The 19205-nt window shown below is 70.0% G+C and carries 14 protein-coding genes; 11 read left to right on the top strand and 3 right to left on the bottom strand.

What is annotated here, in order from left to right; genetic code table 11:
• The 5 genes from pbpC (at position 1) to RHOOR92_RS0104090 (ending at position 9345) form a co-directional block, all read left to right on the top strand.
• Complete coding sequence (pbpC, locus tag RHOOR92_RS0104110) at positions 1-2304, top strand: penicillin-binding protein 1C (RefSeq protein ID WP_081491624.1); 2304 nt, start codon at positions 1-3, stop codon at positions 2302-2304.
• Positions 2305-2728: 424 nt separating this feature from the next.
• Entirely contained in the window at positions 2729-4144 is a 1416-nt protein-coding gene (locus RHOOR92_RS0104105) for a TolC family protein (RefSeq protein WP_027489669.1), read from the top strand.
• Entirely contained in the window at positions 4141-5193 is a 1053-nt protein-coding gene (locus RHOOR92_RS0104100) for an efflux RND transporter periplasmic adaptor subunit (protein ID WP_027489668.1), read from the top strand. Before RHOOR92_RS0104105 ends, RHOOR92_RS0104100 begins: the two co-directional genes overlap by 4 nt.
• Entirely contained in the window at positions 5190-8249 is a 3060-nt protein-coding gene (locus tag RHOOR92_RS0104095) for an efflux RND transporter permease subunit (RefSeq protein ID WP_027489667.1), read from the top strand. Before RHOOR92_RS0104100 ends, RHOOR92_RS0104095 begins: the two co-directional genes overlap by 4 nt.
• A 61-nt stretch (positions 8250-8310) precedes the next feature.
• Positions 8311-9345, top strand: coding sequence for a YncE family protein (locus RHOOR92_RS0104090; protein ID WP_015446486.1), 1035 nt, complete (start codon positions 8311-8313; stop codon positions 9343-9345).
• 7 nt (positions 9346-9352) lie between these two features.
• Here the strand turns inward: RHOOR92_RS0104090 and RHOOR92_RS0104085 are convergent, their stop codons facing one another.
• Together RHOOR92_RS0104085 and RHOOR92_RS0104080 are read right to left on the bottom strand one after the other, a co-directional pair.
• Complete coding sequence (locus RHOOR92_RS0104085; RefSeq protein WP_015446487.1) at positions 9353-10765, bottom strand: ATP-binding protein; 1413 nt, start codon at positions 10763-10765, stop codon at positions 9353-9355.
• Positions 10762-11427, bottom strand: coding sequence for a response regulator (locus RHOOR92_RS0104080; RefSeq protein WP_007508797.1), 666 nt, complete (start codon positions 11425-11427; stop codon positions 10762-10764). Before RHOOR92_RS0104080 ends, RHOOR92_RS0104085 begins: the two co-directional genes overlap by 4 nt.
• 305 nt (positions 11428-11732) lie before the next feature.
• Between RHOOR92_RS0104080 and RHOOR92_RS0104075 the strand changes: the two genes are divergently transcribed.
• The 6 genes from RHOOR92_RS0104075 to mnhG are packed head-to-tail and all read left to right on the top strand — an operon-like array spanning position 11733 to position 17685.
• Positions 11733-14642: a monovalent cation/H+ antiporter subunit A gene (locus tag RHOOR92_RS0104075; protein ID WP_027489666.1), complete on the top strand. Its 2910-nt coding sequence runs from the start codon at positions 11733-11735 to the stop codon at positions 14640-14642.
• Positions 14642-14977: a Na+/H+ antiporter subunit C gene (locus RHOOR92_RS0104070; RefSeq protein ID WP_015446488.1), complete on the top strand. Its 336-nt coding sequence runs from the start codon at positions 14642-14644 to the stop codon at positions 14975-14977. Before RHOOR92_RS0104075 ends, RHOOR92_RS0104070 begins: the two co-directional genes overlap by 1 nt.
• Positions 14974-16572 carry a monovalent cation/H+ antiporter subunit D gene (locus tag RHOOR92_RS0104065; protein WP_027489665.1) on the top strand — a complete coding sequence of 533 codons (1599 nt, stop codon included), beginning with the start codon at positions 14974-14976 and terminating at the stop codon, positions 16570-16572. Before RHOOR92_RS0104070 ends, RHOOR92_RS0104065 begins: the two co-directional genes overlap by 4 nt.
• Positions 16569-17057, top strand: coding sequence for a Na+/H+ antiporter subunit E (locus RHOOR92_RS0104060; protein ID WP_027489664.1), 489 nt, complete (start codon positions 16569-16571; stop codon positions 17055-17057). The genes RHOOR92_RS0104065 and RHOOR92_RS0104060 overlap by 4 nt, the downstream gene beginning before the upstream one ends.
• Positions 17054-17335 carry a K+/H+ antiporter subunit F gene (locus tag RHOOR92_RS0104055; RefSeq protein WP_027489663.1) on the top strand — a complete coding sequence of 94 codons (282 nt, stop codon included), beginning with the start codon at positions 17054-17056 and terminating at the stop codon, positions 17333-17335. The genes RHOOR92_RS0104060 and RHOOR92_RS0104055 overlap by 4 nt, the downstream gene beginning before the upstream one ends.
• Complete coding sequence (gene mnhG, locus RHOOR92_RS0104050; RefSeq protein ID WP_027489662.1) at positions 17332-17685, top strand: monovalent cation/H(+) antiporter subunit G; 354 nt, start codon at positions 17332-17334, stop codon at positions 17683-17685. Before RHOOR92_RS0104055 ends, mnhG begins: the two co-directional genes overlap by 4 nt.
• 150 nt (positions 17686-17835) lie before the next feature.
• On the opposite strand, the gene RHOOR92_RS0104045 is transcribed toward mnhG, so the two are convergent.
• Positions 17836-19164, bottom strand: coding sequence for a Fic family protein (locus tag RHOOR92_RS0104045; RefSeq protein WP_027489661.1), 1329 nt, complete (start codon positions 19162-19164; stop codon positions 17836-17838).
• Positions 19165-19205: the final 41 nt, after the last annotated feature.

The following is a 19205-nucleotide window of genomic DNA, read 5'->3' as shown; positions in this document are numbered from 1 at the left end:
ATGATAGCCGTGCTGCTCGTTGCCGTGCTCCTCGACCGCCTGTTCCCGTTGCACTTGCCCGCACCCGACAGCGGCAGCACGGTGGTGCTGGCGCGTGACGGCACGCCGTTGCGCGCGTTTGCCGACAGCGACGGCGTGTGGCGCTACCCGACCACGGCGAAGCAGGTCTCGCCGCTGTACCTGCAGGCGCTGCTGACCTACGAGGACCGCAGGTTCTACCGCCACCGCGGCGTCAATCCCTACGCATTGCTGCGTGGTCTCGCCGGCGGCCTGCGCCACGGCCGCATCGTCTCGGGTGGTTCCACGCTGACCATGCAGGTGGCGCGGATCATCGAACCGATTCCGCACAGCTTCCGCGGCAAGCTGGTGCAGATCCTGCGCGCGCTGCAGCTGGAAGCGCACCTGAGCAAGGCGCAGATCCTCGACCTGTATCTCAACCACGCGCCGTTCGGCGGCCCGATCGAAGGTGTCGAGGCGGCCTCGTGGGCGTACCTGGGCAAGCCGGCCGGCCGGCTGTCGCGCGCCGAGGCGGCGCTGCTCGCGGTATTGCCGCAATCGCCCAGCCGGCTGCGGCCGGATCGCCGTCCCGAGGCGGCGCGCGCCGCGCGCGACAAGGTGCTCAAGCGCATGCGCGACCTCGGCGTGTGGAGCGCGGCGGCGGTGCGCGACGCGGCGATCGAGCCGGTGGTGGCGCGCTCGCTGCGCGCGCCGCTGTCCGCGGCCCTGCTGGCCGAACGCCTGCACCGGCAGCAGCCGCAGGCGCGACGCATCGCCAGCACCATCGACGCGAACCTGCAGCGCGCTGCCGAGGACCGGGTCAGCGCGTACCTGTCGCGCTTGCCGGCACACACGTCGGCGGCGCTGCTGGTGGTCGACAACGCGACGCTGGAGGCGCGCATCTACGTCGGCACCAGCGACTTCGCCGATCCGCAGCGGCACGGCTACATCGACATGGTGAACGCGCCGCGCTCGCCCGGCTCGACGCTGAAGCCGTTCCTGTACGGCCTGGCGCTGGACGACGGCCTGATCCACTCGCAGAGCCTGCTGGTCGACGCGCCGCAGGATTTCGGCGGCTACAAGCCAGGCAATTTCGACGAGGCGTTTTCCGGCCCGGTCAGCGCCGCCGAGGCGCTGCAGCGCTCGCTCAACGTGCCGGCGGTGGATGTGCTGGATAGGGTCGGGCCGAACCGCTTCGTGGCGCGGCTGGCCAACGGCGGCGTCGACCTGGGCCTGCCCGCGGGGGCGCAACCGAACCTGTCGATCATCCTCGGCGGCGCGTCCACCCGATTGGAGAACCTGGTCGGCGCCTACACCGCGTTCGCCAACGGCGGCCTCGCCGGCACGCCGCGCTACACCACGGAACAACCGGCGCGAGCGCGCCGGCTGCTGTCGCCCGGCGCGGCGTGGATCATCCGCGACATCCTCGCCAGCAACCCGGCCGACGTCGAGGGCGGCCCGCTCGCCGGCGCGATCAACCGGCATGCCACGGTGGCGTGGAAGACCGGCACCAGCTACGGCTACCGCGACGCCTGGTCGATCGGCGTCACCGACCGCTGGACCGTCGGCGTGTGGATCGGCCGTCCGGACGGCACGCCGTCGCCCGGCCAGTACGGCGCGGTGACCGCGTTGCCGCTGCTGTTCCAGATCGTCGACATGCTGCCCTCGCGCGGCGGCCACGCGCGGGCGCAACCGGCCAGCGTGAAGTCGGTCGACATCTGCTGGCCGCTCGGCGGCGCGGTCGCCGCCACCGATCCCGCGCTGTGTCGCCAGCGCCGCAGCGCATGGGTGCTCGACGACGCGCTGCCGCCCACGTTTGCCGAACGCGACCTCGGCGCGTGGTCGTCCGGCCTGCTCACCCTGCGCGTGAATACCAAAGGCCAGCGTCTGAGCGGTGCCTGTCACGCCAGCCACGAGCACACCATCCAGCTGGCGCGCTGGCCCGCGCTGGCCACGCCATGGCTGGGCGTGGACGACCGCGCCCGTTCCGCGCTGCCGCCGCTCGCGCCCGGCTGCGCGGCCGACTCGCTCGACCGCGCCACGCCGATCCGCATCGCCGGCCTGGGCAACGCCGTCACCCTGCGGCGGGCGCCGAACAGCGAGCACCCGCTGCGCGTGACGCTGCGCGCGCTGGGTACGCAAACCACCGTGCAGTGGCTGCTCAACGGTCGCCTGCAGGGCAGCAGCGACGCCGATGCCGCGATCGCGATCAGCCTGCCGCAGGCCGGCGATTACCGCATCACCGCGCTGGCCCGCGACGGCGCCTTCGCCACCCTCGCGCTGCGCGTGATGGGGCCGTCACCGTAAGCTGGCAGGCTCCGGTAGGCGGGCACGGCCCGCCGGTTGCTCTTGATCTGGCTCTTCTAAAAGGTACGCGCAGGATTGCGCGTTGCTCTAACCGGGGTCCCCTCTGAAGCGGCGGGCGGGTGGAGGATCAGCCCGCAGGGTGGCCGGCATGGATGCCGGCCAGTTTGGCGTCAGCACAGGATGTGCTGTCGACAAACCCCGGAACCCGGCCGCGGACCTTGCGGGCAGGATGCCCGCAAGGCGCGCAAGCGGGGTGCCCCTCTCTTTGGTTACTTTCTCTCGGGCAAGCGAGAGAAAGTAACTCGCCCTCCGCAGGAGGACGAAAGCTCTTCGCTCCAGCTCAATGTTCTTTGGTCACGCTCGGAACAAAAGCCGGCGAGGTTCGGTTAAGAAAGAACTAAGCGGCAGCTTCCAGAATGGCCGCATGCATGATGCCGGCCACCAGCGACATTCCCCCGCGACGAGATCCGGCCTGCGCCTGACCTGCGTCGTCGCCGTCACGCTGATCGTGTCCGCCTGCGCCCGCTACGCGCCGTTGCCGCTGGGCCGGGGCGCGGGCGCGGCCGGCGTGGCGCAACTCGTCGCACCCAGTGCCGACATGCCGCCGTCGCTGGCGACGCATCGCTTCGATCCCGCCGATGGGCTGGACGCGACCGAGACGGCGATGCTGGCGGTGGCGAACAGCCCGGCGCTGAAGCTCAAGCGCGACGAACTGGGCGTGGCCCGCGCGCAGGCCTTTGCGGCCGGGCTGCTGCCCGATCCGCAGCTGAGCGTCGGCGAGGATTTTCCGCAGCACTCCGGCGGCGGTCTGACCACGGCGTTCAATCTCGGCCTCAGCGAAGACATCGGCGCCTTGCTGACGCGCTCGTCGCGCCAGGCGGCGGCGCGCAGCCAGGCCGGGCAGGTGAACCTCGAGCTGCTGTGGGCGGAGTGGCAGACCGTGGCGCAGGCGCGGCTGCTGTTCGACCAGGTGCTGAACCTGCGCGCGCAACAGGCCCGCCTGGCCAGCGAGCAGGCGGCGCTGGAGCAGGTCACGCCCTACATTCATGCCGCGCTGGCCGCCGGCAACCTCACCTACGACAGCGCCAGCGCCGGTCTCAATGCCGCCGCGGACGTGCGCAAGCAGCGGGCCGACAACGCGGTCGCCCTGCACCAGGCCGACAGCGACCTGCACGTGCTGCTCGGGCTGGCGCCGACCGCACCGCTGGAGCTGGTCGGCGCGCCGTACCGGGTCGCGCCCACGGCGGCGCAGTTGCAGCAGGCGCTGGCCGACCTGCCGCGTCGTCGGCCGGACCTGCTGGCGCTGCAGGCAGGCTATCAATCGCAGGAAGCCAAGCTGCGCGGCGCGGTGCGGGCGCAGTTTCCCGCGTTGAACATCGGCTTCAACAGCGCGCGCGACACCAGCGCCGTCTACACCCACGGCTTCAGCGTCGGCATCACGCTGCCGCTGTTCGACCGCAACCGCGGCAACATCGCGATCGAGCGGGCGACCCGGCAGCAGTTGAAGGACGACTACGCGTCGCGCGTGCTGACCACGCGCAGCGACATGCAGCGGCTCGCCGCCGATCTCGCCACGCTGGATCGGCAACGCGACGCCTTGACCGCCCACGCAAGGCAGCTGGCCGACGCCCGCCGCGCGGCCGAACCGGCGTGGCGGCAAGGCCTGCTGGACTGGCCGACCTGGCTGGCGATCCGCAGCCGGTCGCTGGCCGCCGACCTCGACCTGCTCGCCGTGCAACAGCAGCAGGCCACCCAGTCGATCGCGCTGGAAGCGCTGCTCGGCAACACCGATGTCGACATCGCCACCCATCCCGTTTCCACGCAGGCGCCCACGCCATGAACCGATCGCTGCTCTTGCCGCTGTTGTGCCTGCTGCTGGCCGCGTGCAGCCACGGCGCCGCCGATGACGAGGAAGCGGCCGCGGCGAAGGGCGAGGTGGCGGTGACCACCGCCACGCCGGTGCAGCGGACCTTCCACGACACCGTCGAGGCGTGGGGCAGCGCCGCGGGCGATCCGCAGCACGCACGTGCGATCAGCCTCGCGCATGGCGGCCAGGTCGTGGCGCTGGATGTGGTGGCCGGGCAGAGCGTGCGGCGCGGACAGCCGCTGCTGACGATCGCTCCCGATCCGGCCGCGCGCAGCGCGTACCAGCAGGCGCAGAGTGCGCTGGAGCTGGCCAGCGGCGAACTCCAGCGCACCGAGCAGCTGGCGGCGCAACGGCTGGCCACGCAGTCGCAACTGGCGACCGCGCGCAAGGCGTTGGCCGACGCACAGGCCGCGCTGGCGGCGCAGCGCGCGCTCGGCGGCGGCAGCGCGCAGGAAACCGTCGGCGCGCCGGCCGATGGCGTGGTCAACGCACTCAGCGTGGGATTGGGTGAACGTTTCGCCGCGAACGCGCCGTTGCTGAGCTTCACCCCGGCGCATGCGCTGGTCGCACAGCTCGGCGTGCAGCCGGAAGACGGTGCGAGGCTGCATGCCGGCATGCCGGTGCAGTTGCGCAGCGTGTATGGCGACCAGGCCGCTTTCGTGGGCACGTTGCGCATGATCGGCCAGTCGATCGAGCCGCAGACCCATCTGCTCGGCGCGCAAGTCGAACTGCCGGCCGAAGCCGGCGCCGCGCTGGTCGCCGGTGCGGCACTGGAGGCGCAGATCCGCACCGCCGATTTCAGCGCGTGGGCGGTACCGCGTGCGGCGGTGCTGCACGACGAGCACGCTGATTATCTGTTCCAGATCGAGCACGGCCACGCCAAACGCGTCGACGTGACGCTGCGCAGCCCGGAGGGCGATCCCGTCGGCGTGCAGGGTCCGCTCGATGCGCAGGCGAAGGTGATCGTGCTCGGCGCCTACGAACTGGCGGATGGCGATGCGGTGCGGGAGTCCGCCCGGTGAGCGTCACCGCATGGATGCAGCGGCATCGGCGTTCGCTGCTGTTCCTCGCCCTGATGCTGGCGATCGGCGGCATCGCCAGTGCGCTACTGATGCCGGTGGCGCTGTTTCCCAACGTGGCGTTTCCGCGCGTGCAGGTGTCGCTGGATGCGGGCGACCGCCCGGCCGACCAGATGGCGATCGAGGTGACCACGCCGGTGGAGGAGGCGATCCGCCACGTGCGCGGCGTGCGCGACGTGCGCTCCACCACCAGCCGCGGCAGCGCCGAGGTGGCGGTGACGTTCGACTGGGGCGCGGACATGGCTGCGGCGCTGCAGGAAGTGAATGCGGCGGCCGGGCAGATCCTGCCGCAGCTGCCGGCCGGCACCCAGTTGAGCACGCGGCGGATGGACCCGACCACGTTCCCGGTACTGGCCTACAGCCTGCGCTCGCACACGCAGTCGCCAAGTGCGTTGCACGACCTGGCCGAGTACCAGCTGCGTCCGCTGCTGAGCGGCATCGGCGGCGTGGCCCAGGTCCAGGTGCAGGGCGGCGAGGTGGCCGAGTTCCACGCCGACGTCGATCCGGGCAAGCTGCGCGCGCTGCAGCTGAGCCTGGCCGACGTGGCCACGGCGGTCAGCCGTGCGGCGACGATCCAGGCGATGGGCCGCGTCGCCGATCACTACAAGTTGTACCTGCTGCTGGCCGACAACCAGCCGAAGACGCTCGCCGCGTTGCGCGGCATCGTGCTGCGCGCCGGCCCCGGCGGCGCGGTGCGGCTGGGCGACGTGGCCGCGGTCAGCCTCGATCACGTGCCGCAGTGGATCCGCGTCAACGCCGACGGCCAGGATGCGGTGCTGCTGCAGGTCTACCAGCAGCCCGACGGCAACAGCGTGCAGATCGCCAGGGAAGTGAAGCAGCGGCTGGCCGACTACGCGCCGCAGATGCCGGCCGGCGTGCGCATCGCCAACTGGTACGACCAGACCCAGCTGGTGACCGGCGCGGCGGCCAGCGTGCGCGACGCGATCCTGATCGGCATCGTGCTGGCCGGGCTGGTGCTGTTCGTGTTCCTGCGCAACACGCGGGTGATCCTGGTCGCGCTGATCGTGGTGCCGGCGGTGCTGGCGATCACCGTGCTGCTGCTGTCGGTGCTCGGCATGAGCTTCAACATGATGACGCTGGGCGGCATGGCTGCGGCGGTCGGCTTGATCATCGACGACGTAATCGTGATGCTCGAACACATCATGCGTCGGCTGCATCCCGACGAAGGCGCAGGCGAAGTGCACGAACGCATCGCCGCCGCGGCGTGGGAGTTCACCCGCCCGCTGACCGGCTCCAGCGCCGCCACCGTGGTGATCTTCCTGCCGCTGGCGTTCCTGTCCGGGGTCACCGGTGCGTTCTTCAAGGCGCTGTCGCTGACCATGGCCAGCGCGCTGGTCATTTCGTACCTGCTGACCTGGATCGCGGTGCCGCTGCTGGCCGAGCGTTTCCTCGACGAGCGTCATCGCGCCGAGCATCCGCCGGGCCGTTTCACCCGGCGCATGATGCAGGGTTACCAGGGCATCCTGCAGCGCTGGTTGCGGCGGCCGTTGCTGGTGCTGCTGCTGGTCGTGCCGTTGCTGCTGGGCGGCGGGCTTGCGTATACCCGCGTCGGCACCGGTTTCATGCCGCAGATGGACGAGGGCGGTTTCATCCTCGACTACCTGTCGAAACCCGGCACCTCGCTGCAGGAAACCGACCGGCTGCTGCGCCAGGTCGAGACCATCATCCGCGCGAACCCTTATGTGGACACCTATTCGCGGCGCACCGGGCTGCAGCTCGGCGGCGGCCTCACCGAGGCGAACCAGGGCGACTTCTTCGTGCGCCTGAAAAGCGGCTCGCGCCCGGATACCGAGGCGGTGATGGGGCAGGTACGCGGCGAGGTCGAGAAGCATGTGCCGGGGCTGGACATCGAGCTGTCGCAGCTGATGGAGGACCTGATCGGCGACCTGGTGGCGGTGCCGCAGCCGATCGAGATCCAGCTGTACAGCGACGACCCGGCGCAGCTCTCCGCCACCGCTGGCAAGGTCGCCGCGGCGGTCGGCGGGATCGGCGGGGTGGTCGGCGTGCGCAATGGCATCAACCCGGCCGGCGATGCGCTGACCGTGCAGGTCGATCCGGCCAGGGCCGCGCTGGAGGGTCTCGACCCGGCCGGCGTTACCGACCAGGTCGCCGCGGCGATCGACGGCACCGTGGCCGCGCAGCTTCCCACCGACGGCAAGCGGGTGGGTGTGCGCGTGCGCCTGCCGGCCGCGACGCATCAGCGGCTGGAACAGGTCGCCGCCTTGCCGATCCGCGCCGGCGACGGCCACCTGCTGCCGCTGTCGCGGGTAGCCACCTTGCGAGAGGTGCAGGGCCAGCCGCAGATCACCCGCGACAACCTGAAGCGGATGGTCGCGGTGACCGGGCGCATCAGCGGGCGCAGCCTCGGCGCCACCATCGCCGACGTCAAGCGCGTGCTGGCCCGGCCCGGCCTGCTGCCCAAGGGCATGTACTACCAGCTCGGCGGCCTGTACCAGCAACAGCAGCAGGCGTTCCGCGGCCTCACCATCGTGATGCTCGCGGCGATCGCGCTGGTGTTCACCCTGCTGCTGTTCCTGTACGAGAGTTTCCGCGTCGCGCTGGTGATCCTGGCGATGCCGTTGCTGGCGATCCCGGCCGTGTTCGCCGGGCTGTGGCTGACCGGCATCGAGCTCAACATCTCGGCGATGATGGGCATGACGATGATCGTCGGCATCGTTACCGAAGTGGCGATCTTCTACTTCTCCGAACTCGAACAGGCCGCCGCCGGCATGCCGCTGCACGAGGCGCTGCACGAAGCCGGCCGGCACCGCACGCGGCCGATCCTGATGTCCACGCTGGCCGCGATGCTCACCTTGCTGCCGCTGGCGCTGGCGCTCGGCAGGGGCTCGCAGATGCAGCAGCCGCTGGCGGTGGCGATCATTTCCGGCCTGTTGGTGCAGGTGCCGCTGGTGCTGCTGCTGATGCCGGTGCTGTACACGCTGCTGCGCCGCCGCGATGGGCAAAAGGCGGCTGGCTAAGGCGCGCATAAGCGATCGCGCACATGCTGGCCGCCGTCCCTCTTCATCCAAGGTGCCGACCATGCCACGACCGATCCGCAAGCTGTTGCCCGCTGCGCTGTTGGCGCTGGTGATGCTCCCGCAAGCGGCGCCGGCCGCCACGCCGGCGCCGGCCCCACGCCTGCTTTCGCGACTGGCGCTGGGTGGCCCGGGCGGTTGGGACTATCTGGCGTTCGATGCGCCCAGCCGCCACCTGTTCGTCAGCCGCGGCGACCGCGTGCTGGTGATCGACGTCGATGCCGGCAAGCAGGTCGGCACGATCGCCGGCACCGCGGGCGTGCACGGCATCGCGCTGGCCGATGACCTGCAGCGCGGTTTCGTCAGCGACGGCAAGATCGCCTCGGTGACCGTGTTCGATCTGGCTTCGCTGAAGACGGTGGCGACGATCGCCGGCACCGGCCAGAATCCCGACGCGATCCTGTACGACGGCGCCTCGCACCACGTGCTGACCTTCAACGGCGGGAGCGCCAGCGCCAGCGTGATCGACCCGGCGAAGAACGCGGTGATCGGCAGCATCGCGCTGCCCGGCAAGCCGGAGTTCGCGGTGGCCGATGGCGCCGGCCATGTCTACGTGAACATCGAGGACCAGTCCGAGCTGGTCCAGCTCGATTCGCTCCGCGACAAGGTGCTGCAGGTGTGGCCGCTGGCGCCGTGCGCATCGCCGAGCGGGCTGGCGCTCGACAACCCGCACCATCGGCTGTTCGCGGTGTGCGACAACCGCACGATGGCCGTGCTCGATACGCTCGACGGCCACCGCGTGGCCGAGGTGCCGATCGGCGATGGTCCGGATGGCGTGGTGTTCGATCCGGCCGAGGCGATGATCTACAGCGCCAATGGCGGGAGCGGCACGCTCACCGCGGTGCACGAGGACGATCCGGACCACTACCGCGTGACCGCGACCGTTCCCACCCAGGCCAGCGCGCGCACGCTCGCGCTCGATCCGAAGCTGCACCGGCTGTACCTCTCCGCAGCGCGGCTGGGCGCCACCCGGCAGGCCAACGGCCGCCGCACGATCGAGCCGGACAGCTTCGGCATCCTCATCGTCGGGCGGCCTTGAGCCGGTCTCAGGACCGCAACGGAATCGCCACGCGTACGCGCAGGCCGCTACCGTAAGGCGAGTCGAGCAGTTCGATGGTGGCGTCGTGCAGCTGCGCCGCGCGCTGCACGATCGACAGGCCCAGGCCGTAGCCGTCGCCGTGGCTGACGGCTTCGCGATGGAAGCGGGCGAACACGCTGGCGCGGCGTTCGGCCGGGATGCCCGGGCCGTCGTCGATCACGTCGATCAGCGCGGCGTGTTCGCCCTGTTCGATCGACAGTTGCACCTGGCCGCCGGCCGAGGCGTGACGCAGCGCGTTCTCGAGCAGGTTGCGCAGCAGGGCCGCGAGGGCGGCTTCGTAACCCTGCACGGACACTTGCGGCGTCAGCCGCGCAAAGCTCAGCTCCACGCCGCTGTCGGCGATCAGCGGCGACAGTTCCTCGATCACGCCCATCGCTACGGCGACCAGGTCGACGCGGCTGCGCTGGCTCGACGCCGCGCCCGCTTCCAGCCGGGCCAGCGCCAGCAACTGTTCGATCCGGCGCGCCAGCCCGGCGATGCCGTGCTGCGCGCTGCCCAGGCCGGTCTTCAGCTCGGCCGGATCGGTGGTGGCCATCGCGCTTTCGAGATTGATCATGGCGCTGGCCAGCGGCGTGCGCAGTTCGTGCGCCACGTCCGCGCTGAAGCGGCGTTCGCGTTCCAGCGCATCCTCCAGTCGCGCCAGCTGGCCGTTCAACGCGGCCAGTACCGGCTGCAATTCCAGCGGCGCAGCGGGCAGCTGCACCGGCTCATGGCTGCCCGGCTCGCGGGCCGAGAGGGCGCGGGTCAGCACTTCGAGCGGACGCAATCCGCGCCGTACCGCCCAGCCCACCAGCAGGGCCAGCAGGGGCAGGCCGATCAGCAGCGGCAGGCTGTGCTCCAGCCACACCGCGTGCATGATGTCGTGGCGACTGTCGTAACGTTCGCCGGTGCGGATCACCATGCCGTCGGCGATGTCGCGCAGGGTGAACACGCGCCAGCGGTAGCCGCCCTGCTGCAGGTCCTGGAAGTCCGCGTCGCCGGCCGTCGGCGGCGGCATGGCGGCGAGGTTCGCGGTGGCCAGCAGCGTGCGCCCGGCACCGTCGAATACCTGGAAGCCGACCTCGGACTCGTAGGTGTTCCGGTGCCGCTCCGGCGGGTGGCTGCGGCCGGCTTCGATCGGCACCAGCGTGTCCACGTCGTCGCGTCCCTGCAGTGCCTGCATGTCGGCATGCTCGATCAGCACCTGCAGCGTCCGCGCCGACTGCGCCAGCCGCCCGTCGGACAGCTCGTCCACCTCGGTGATGGTGCGATGGAAGCTGAGCACGCCCAGCGGCAGCAGCACCGCCAGCAGCACCAGGATGATCAGCAGGCGCAACCGGCCATGCAGGCTGGCCGGCTTCAGCAGGCGCGCCAACCTCATTTCGGCTCCCGCGGGATCATGTAGCCGAAGCCGCGCACGGTCTGGATGGTGTCGAAGCTCAGCTTGCGGCGCAGCGTGTGCACCAGCACCTCCAGCGCGCTGGAGCCGACCATGTTGTCGAGGCCGTACAGCGAGTTCTCCAGGTTCTCGCGGCGCACCAGCCGGCCGGCGCGTTCCATCAGGATCTGCAGCAGGGCGAATTCGCGCTTGGTCAGCTCGACCCGCTCGCCGCGGAAGCTCACCTCGGAGGTGCCCAGGTCGAGGCTCAACGCGCCCGCATCGATGCGGTTGGCGGCCAGGCCCTGCGCCCGCCGGGTCAGCGAGCGGATGCGTGCAGCCAGTTCCTCCAGGTGGAAGGGTTTGACCAGGTAATCGTCGGCACCGGCGTCGAGGCCGCGCACGCGGTCGTCCAGCGTATCGCGCGCGGTCATCACCAGCACCGGGGTCCTGACGTGCAGGCGGCGGGCCTCGACCAGCACGTCGAGCCCGTCCTTGCCGGGCAGGCCGAGGTCGAGCAGGATCAGGTCGGCGGTCTGGTCGCGCAGCGCGAGCAGCGCCTCGCGGCCGTCGCGCAGCCAGCTGACGGTATAGGCGAGGCGCTCCAGCGCGCGCTGGATCGCCGCGCCGAGCTGGGGATCGTCCTCGACCAGGATGATGTGCACGGACAACTCCTTCGATCGCGGGAACCGCGGGGCGGCGCGACTCGTGGGGAGATTATCCGTGCATCCGCTTACGAAGTGCTTAAACCCGCTGGCCGCCCTTGCGCCGTGCGTTTGCCGACCGGTCGGGCCGGCCTATAGAATCGAACGAAGCGGTGTGAGGTCATTCGGGCGATCGCAATGATTGCCCGCGCCAGGGTACGCACAGGCGTTGCATCCGCCGAGGCGTGCGAACGCTCATGAAGTGCCGGGGTGTCCGCCCCGGTTGCCGGAGACACCGACAACCTTTCGACCGAGCGCAGTGACTGATGCCTGACAACGCCCTGCCAAGCGCCATCATCTGCCTTCCGTTCGCGGCCAGCGTCGTGGTGTTCCTGCTGCGCGGCCGCGGTCGCGGCCACAACCTGGCGGCGTGGCTGATGACCGCCACGGCGCTGCTCGGTCTGCTGCTTTCCCTGTGGCTGTACCCGGCGATTGCCGCCGGCCACGTGCTGCGCCAGGTGATCCCGTGGGTGCCGGGGCTGGGGCTGGACCTGGTGTTCCGGGTGGACGGCTTCAGCTGGCTGTTCATGCTGCTGATCTGCGGCATCGGCACGCTGGTGGGCCTGTACGCCCGCTACTACATGTCGCCGGACGATCCGCTGGCGCGCTTCTTCGCGCTGCTGCTGGCGTTCATGGGTTCGATGCTGGGCATCGTGATGTCCGGCAACGTGATCCAGCTGGTGTTCTTCTGGGAGCTGACCAGCCTGTTCTCGTTCCTGCTGATCGGCTACTGGCACCACGGCGCGTCGGCGCGCGACGGCGCGCGGATGGCGTTGATCGTCACCTCCGGCGGCGGCCTGTGCCTGTTCGCCGGCGTGCTGCTGCTGGGGCACGTGGTGGGCAGCTACGACCTCGATGCGATCCTCGCCGCGGGCAACGCGGTGCGCGCGCATGCGCTGTACACGCCGACGCTGCTGCTGATCCTGCTCGGCGCGTTCACCAAGAGCGCGCAGTTCCCGTTCCATTTCTGGCTGCCGCAGGCGATGTCGGCGCCGACGCCGGTGTCCGCGTATCTGCATTCGGCGACGATGGTGAAGGCCGGCGTATTCCTGCTGGTGCGTTTCTGGCCGGTGCTGGGCGGCACCGACCAATGGTTCTGGATCGTCGGCGGGGTGGGCCTGGTGACGCTGATCCTGGGCGCGTACTCGGCGATGTTCGAGCAGGACCTGAAAGGCGTGCTGGCCTATTCGACGATCAGCCACCTGGGCCTGATCACCATGCTGGTCGGCCTGGGCAGCGCGCTCGGCGTGGTCGCCGCGATCTTCCACATCGTCAACCACGCCACCTTCAAGGCCTCGCTGTTCATGGCCGCCGGCGCGGTCGACCACGAGGCCGGCACGCGCGACCTGCGCAAGCTCGGCGGGCTGCGCCGCTTCATGCCGGTCACCGCGACGCTGGCGCTGATCGCCGGCGCGGCGATGGCCGGCGTGCCGCTGCTGAACGGTTTCCTGTCGAAGGAGATGTTCTTCGCCGAGACGCTGGCCACCCGCCAGGGCCCGTTGCTCGACCTGGTGTCGGTGGTGATCGCGGTGGCCGCCAGTGCGTTCGGCGTGACCTATTCGATCCGCTTCGTGCGCGGCGTGTTCTTCGGCCGCGTGCCCGCCGACCTGCCGCGCCAGCCGCACGAGCCGCCGCTGTGGATGCGCTTCCCGATCGGCTTCCTCGCGCTGGCCTGCCTGCTGGTGGGCATGCTGCCGGGGCGGGTGATCGGGCCGTCGTTGCGCGCGGCCGCGAGCGCGGTGCTGGGCGCCGCCCACGTGCCGGATTACAGCCTGGCGGTGTGGCACGGGCTGACCGCGCCGCTGCTGATGAGCGTGTTTGCGTTCGTGGCCGGCTGCCTGCTGTTCGTCAGCCTGCGTCGCCGTTTCGATGCCATCGAGGCGGCGCCGCTGACCAGCCGCGTCAGTGGCAAGCGCCTCTTCGAGCGCGCGCTGGCGGTGTTCGCCGCGGACATCCCGCAGCGGATCGAGCGCCGCTACCCGAGCCGTCGGCTGCAGTCGCAGTTGCTGTGGATCGTGCTGCTGGCGCTGGTCGCCGGCACGCTGGCCGCGACCAGCGCGCCGTTCGGCTTCCGGCCGCGCTGGTCCAGCGTCGACCCGGCGTTCGCGCTGCTGTGGCTGCTCGGCGCGGCCTGCGCGATCGGCGCGGCGAGCCAGGCCAAGTTCCATCGCCTCGCCGCGCTGGTGCTCACCGGCGGCGCCGGGCTGGTGTCGTGCGTGAGCTTCGTGTGGCTGTCGGCGCCGGATCTGGCGGCGACCCAGCTGCTGGTCGAGGTGGTCACCACCATCCTGATCCTGCTCGGCCTGCGCTGGCTGCCCAAGCGCATCGAGGGGCTGGCGGCGGAGAGCCGCGCGCACCGCTTCCGGCGCCGGCGCGACGTGTTCATCGCGGTCGTGGTCGGCCTCGGCGTGGCCAGCCTCGCCTATGCGGCGATGATGCATCCGGTCGCCGACTCGATCTCGCACTTCTTCCTCGAACGCGCGTACACCGAGGGCGGCGGCCGCAACGTGGTCAACGTGATCCTGGTCGACTTCCGCGGCTTCGACACGCTGGGCGAGATCAGCGTACTGGCGATCGTGGCGCTGACCGTGTTCGCCCTGCTGCGCCGCTTCCGCCCGGCCGCCGAGAGCATCCACGCGCCGCTGCAGCAACAGCGGCAGGCTGCGCCCGACGCGGACCAGCCCAGCCGGGCGGTCGACCATTCGCTGACCGATTACCTGATGATCCCGGGCCTGATCATCCAGCTGATGTTCCCGGTGATCCTGCTGTTCGGGCTGCACCTGTTCCTGCGCGGGCACGACCTGCCGGGCGGCGGCTTCGTCGCCGGCATCACTGTGGCGGTGGCGCTGATCCTGCTGTACATGGCGCGCGGCGCGCGCTGGGTGGAGGCGCAGCTGCGCGTGCTGCCGCTGCGCTGGATCGGCGCCGGCCTGCTGCTGGCGGTGGGCACCGGGCTGGGCTCGCTGGCGTTTGGCCGTCCATTCATGACCAGCCATTTCCAGTACCTGGAGCTGCCGTGGCTGGGCCGCGTGCCGCTGGCCACGGCGCTGCTGTTCGACCTGGGCGTGTTCGCCGTGGTGGTCGGCGCCACCGTGCTGCTGCTGATCGCGCTGGCGCACCAGTCCTTGCGCCGGCCACGCCAGCTGTCGGCGGCCGAGACGGGAGGGCCGCGCTGATGGAACTGGTGCTGGCCGCCGCGATCGGTATCCTCGCCGCCTCCGGCGTGTGGCTGCTGCTGCGCCCGCGCACGTTCCAGGTGATCATCGGGCTGACCCTGATCTCCTACGCGGTGAATCTGTTCATCTTCTCGATCGGCGGCCTGCGCACCGGCGCCGACCCGGTGCTGCACGGCGGCGACATCGCGCAGTACGCCGACCCGCTGCCACAGGCGCTGGTGCTCACCGCGATCGTCATTGGTTTTGCCACCACCGCGCTATTCCTGGTGGTGCTGCTGACTTCGCGCGGGTTGACCGGCAACGACCACGTCGACGGCGAGGACGGCACGCCGTGAGCAACCAGCTGATCATCGCGCCGATCGTGCTGCCGCTGCTGGTCGCCGCGCTGCAGTTGCTGGTCGGCGAGAGGCACCGGCGCACGGTGCTGGCGCTGAGCATCGGCGCGTGCGTGGCGCTGGTGCTGCTGGCCGCCGCGCTGATGCGGACGGTGTCCGCCGACGGCGCGCTGGCGGCGGTGTACCGCATCGGCGACTGGCCGGCGCGCTTCGGCATCGTGCTGGTGGCCGACCGGCTCTCCGCGCTGATGGTGCTGCTGACCACCGTGCTGGCGCTGGCCGTGCTGCCCTACGCGCTGGGCCGCTGGCAGCATCGCGGCGGCCACTTCCAGCCGCTGCTGCAGTTCCTGCTGATGGGCCTGAACGGCGCGTTCCTCACCGGCGACCTGTTCAACCTGTTCGTGTTCTTCGAGGTACTGCTGGCGGCATCCTACGGACTCGCCCTGCATGGCTCGGGCGCGCGCCGGGTCAGCGCGGGGCTGCACTACATCGCGGTCAACCTGACCGCCTCGATGCTGTTCCTGCTCGGGGTCAGCCTGATTTTCGGCGTCACCGGCACACTGAACATGGCGGCGCTGGCCGAGCTGATTCCGCACGTGCCCGCGCGCACCCGCGCGCTGCTGCACGCGGGCGCGGCGCTGCTCGGCGTGGCGTTCCTGATCAAGACCGCGATGTGGCCGCTGGGCTTCTGGCTGCCGCGTACCTACGCCGCCGCGTCGCCGGCGGTGGCGGCGATGTTCGCGCTGATGACCAAGGTCGGCGTCTACGTGCTGCTGCGGCTGGGCCTGCTGCTGTTCGGCGACGGCGCCGGGCCGGCCTCGGCCCACTTCGGCAGCGGCTGGATGCTGTGGGGCGGGGTGGCCACGGTGGTCGCCGGCACCATCGGCATGCTCGGCGCGCGCGACCTGGCCAAGCTGGCCGGCTACAACGTGCTGATCTCCTCCGGCACCCTGCTCGGCGCGATCGGCCTGCAGCAGCCGGCAGTGACCGCCGGCGCGCTGGCCTACCTGGTGATCTCCACGCTGGCGATCGCCGCATTGTTCCTGGTCGTCGGCCTGCTCGCCTCCGACGGTGATGACGAGACCGACGACACGCTGAGCCTGGAGCCGTACGAGCAGGCGGGCGAAACCGCGGCGAACGAGGGCCTGTACGTGCAGGAGGACGAGCGCCGGGTGGTGATCGCCGCGCCGATCGCGATGCTGGGCGTGAGCTTCCTTGCCTGCGCGCTGCTGCTGGCGGGGCTGCCGCCGCTGTCCGGCTTCCTGGCCAAGTTCGCGCTGCTGGCGCCGATGCTCGACGGCGGCGCGCGGTCCGGCGCGGGCGTGCTGTTCGCGCTGGTCGTCGTGGCCGGTTTCTGCACGGTGATCGCGTTGTGCCGCGCCGGCATCCAGATCTTCTGGGTCGAGCCGGAGCGGATCTTCCCCAAGGTGCGCCTGGTCGAGAGCGCCTCCATCGCGATCCTGCTCGGCCTGTGCCTGCTGCTCACCGTGCTGGCCGAGCGGCCGCTGCGCTACCTGCGCGACACCGCCGGCCAGCTGCATGCGCCGGCCGGCTACATCCACGCGGTGCTGCCGCCGGCGGAGGCCGCACCATGATCCGGCGCTGGCTGCCGTACCCGATCCTGTCCGCGCTGCTGCTGGCGGTCTGGCTGCTGCTGCAGCAGAGCGTGGCGCCGGGCACGATCCTGCTCGGCGCGCTGCTGGGCGTCGCGCTGGCGAAGGTGTTCGGCCTGCTGCGCCCGCCGAAGGCGCGGCTGCGCCACTATCCGCTGCTCGGCCGGTTGTTCCTGCGCGTGGTGCTGGACATCTTCCGCTCGAACCTCGCGGTGGCCCGGCTCATCCTGCGCCGCGACAGCCGCACGCGCTCCGGCTTCGTGGCGATCCCGCTGGCCCTCACCGACCATTACGGCCTCGCCGTGCTGGCGTGCATCATCACCTCCACGCCGGGCACGATCTGGGTCAGCTACGACTCCAGCGCGAACATCCTGCTGATCCACGTGCTGGACCTGGTCGACGAGGCGATCTGGATCGACTCGATCAAGCAGCGCTACGAGCGCCCCCTGCTGGAGATCTTCCAATGAGCCACAGCCTGCTCGGTGCCGCCATCGTCCTCGCGCAGATCCTGCTGCTGCTGGCGATGAGCTTCTCGATCATCCGCATGGTGCGCGGGCCGCGCGCGCAGGACCGCGTGCTGGCCCTGGACGCGCTGTACGTCAACGCGATGATCCTGCTGCTCACCATCGGCATCCGCAGCGGCAGCCTGCTCTACGTCGAGGCCGGCCTGATCATCGCGCTGCTCGGCTTCGCCGGCACGGTGGCGCTGTCGAAATTCCTGATGCGCGGGCAGGTGATCGAATGAGCCATCTCGACGCTCTGCCGCCGTGGGCGGCGATCCTGGTCGCGGTCCTCATGCTGCTCGGCGCGCTGCTCGCCTTCGTCGGCTCGCTCGGCCTGCTGCGCCTGAAGAATTTCTACCAGCGCGTGCACGCGCCGACCCTGGGCACCACGCTGGGCACGTTCTTCATGCTGGCCGGCTCGATCACCTGCTTCTCGGTGCTGCACGGCCGGCCGATCGTCTACGAGATCCTGATCGGCGTGTTCCTCGCCCTGACCACGCCGATCACCCTGATGCTGCTGGTGCGCGCCGCGCTGTACCGCGACCGCGAGGAAGGCTCGCAGGAGGTGCCGCAGCTGACGTCGCGGGACTGATTGGGCGAGAGCGCTTACGGAGCCGGACCGAGGCGAACGGGCCGGCCCGGCGATCCGATGCCACGGCGAACCGCCTGCCGTATCCGCTAGAACACCCTGTCGCCTGGCCTCGTCACGCGCGATCCCGCGTGTGATGAGGCCAAGCCGTGGTCATGCATGCAATCGTTTTTCGAGATCGGGCACCGGAACGAACACGAAGGCCTTCCCTTCGCGGGATTGGCGCAGGAACCCTTCGGCCACCAGGGCAAGCAGGTCGGCCCTGGCGGTCTGGTATGACGTGCCGTGGCTTCTGCGGTGCATTTCGATGGTGAAGACCTTTCCCGGGTTCTTGAGGGCGTTCAGAAGGAGCGCTCTTTGCCTGTGATTGATCTGGTGAGCCCACGGGCTGCCGGGTTTGAGCAGCGCCGCGGCGGCTGCCTGTTCATTCTGTTTTCGCGTGATGTAGCGATGAACGCCGTCGATGGCTTCGAGAATGGCGGTCAGCTGGTGAGCCACGAAATAGGTGGTGTCCCCCTCGTCAGTCTCCGTATACAGGTATGACCGCATGTATTGAGCGGGGGCTCGCTTCAGTATGCTCGATATCGATAGATACTCGGCCATCCAGAAACCCGATCTCAGCAGCGACCAGTAAAACAACGTCCTGGCGGTCCTGCCGTTTCCGTCGACGAACGGATGGTCGTAGCCGATCTGGAAGTGGATCAGGATCGCCCTGACCACCGGATGCACGAAGTGCTCGCTGTCGTCCGACTGGTTGGCGAAGTCGCAAAGGGACTGCAGGCGCTGCTCGAGTTCCCGTGCCGGTGGAGGCACGCGGAGAACGCGACCGGTCTCGTCCTCGATGACGATGTCTTCCGAGGGCAACCGGAACCTTCCCGCGCATCCCTCGTCGTCGAGCGTTCCATCGGTCAGCTCGCGGTGGATCTCGAACACCGCCGCAGGAGTCAGCGGCCGCTGACTCCATGCTTTCAGTTCGCGCATGGCCAGGTAGTTGTTGTAGATCATGCGTTCGCCGTAATCCCGCGGCTCTCGCCCGCTGCGAAGCATGTCTTTTGCGACTTGGGTGGTCGTGGCAGCTCCTTCAAGCTGCGACGAAGTCATCGCTTCTTCCATCAGGGATCGAACGAGGTAGTGTTCGCGGGTGACTTCCGATTGGGAGGCCTCCTGGCCACGAAGCGCGCCGGCGGCATCACGGCCGATCAGGAACAGGTTTCGCTGGATGCTGTCGCTCAGAACGACGGTAAACGGGTTGCCTGCCTTGTCCTTCAACGGCATTTCCTGGCGCAGCCCGCGGCGCGCCATCTTGATTCCCAGCCACCATTCTTCCGGCGTCAGGTTCTCGGGTGGCGTGAGATGGCGTAGCTGATCCCAGTGCTCGTATCGTCCCTTGACCTCGGGGCCAAGCTTGCCGAGAAGTATCTTGCGGACGTCGGAACGCTCGAACAGGTCGCCGAGCGCCGGGGGTGGCATGGGGAGTTTCATGGGGCACCTGTCAATTTGCTACTAATTAATAGCGGAATTAG

It is taken from the genome of Rhodanobacter sp. OR92 (assembly GCF_000427545.1).
Lineage (GTDB): Bacteria > Pseudomonadota > Gammaproteobacteria > Xanthomonadales > Rhodanobacteraceae > Rhodanobacter > Rhodanobacter denitrificans.
Note: the sequence above shows the minus strand (reverse complement) of the source record. Positions and strands in the feature narration are given on the sequence as shown.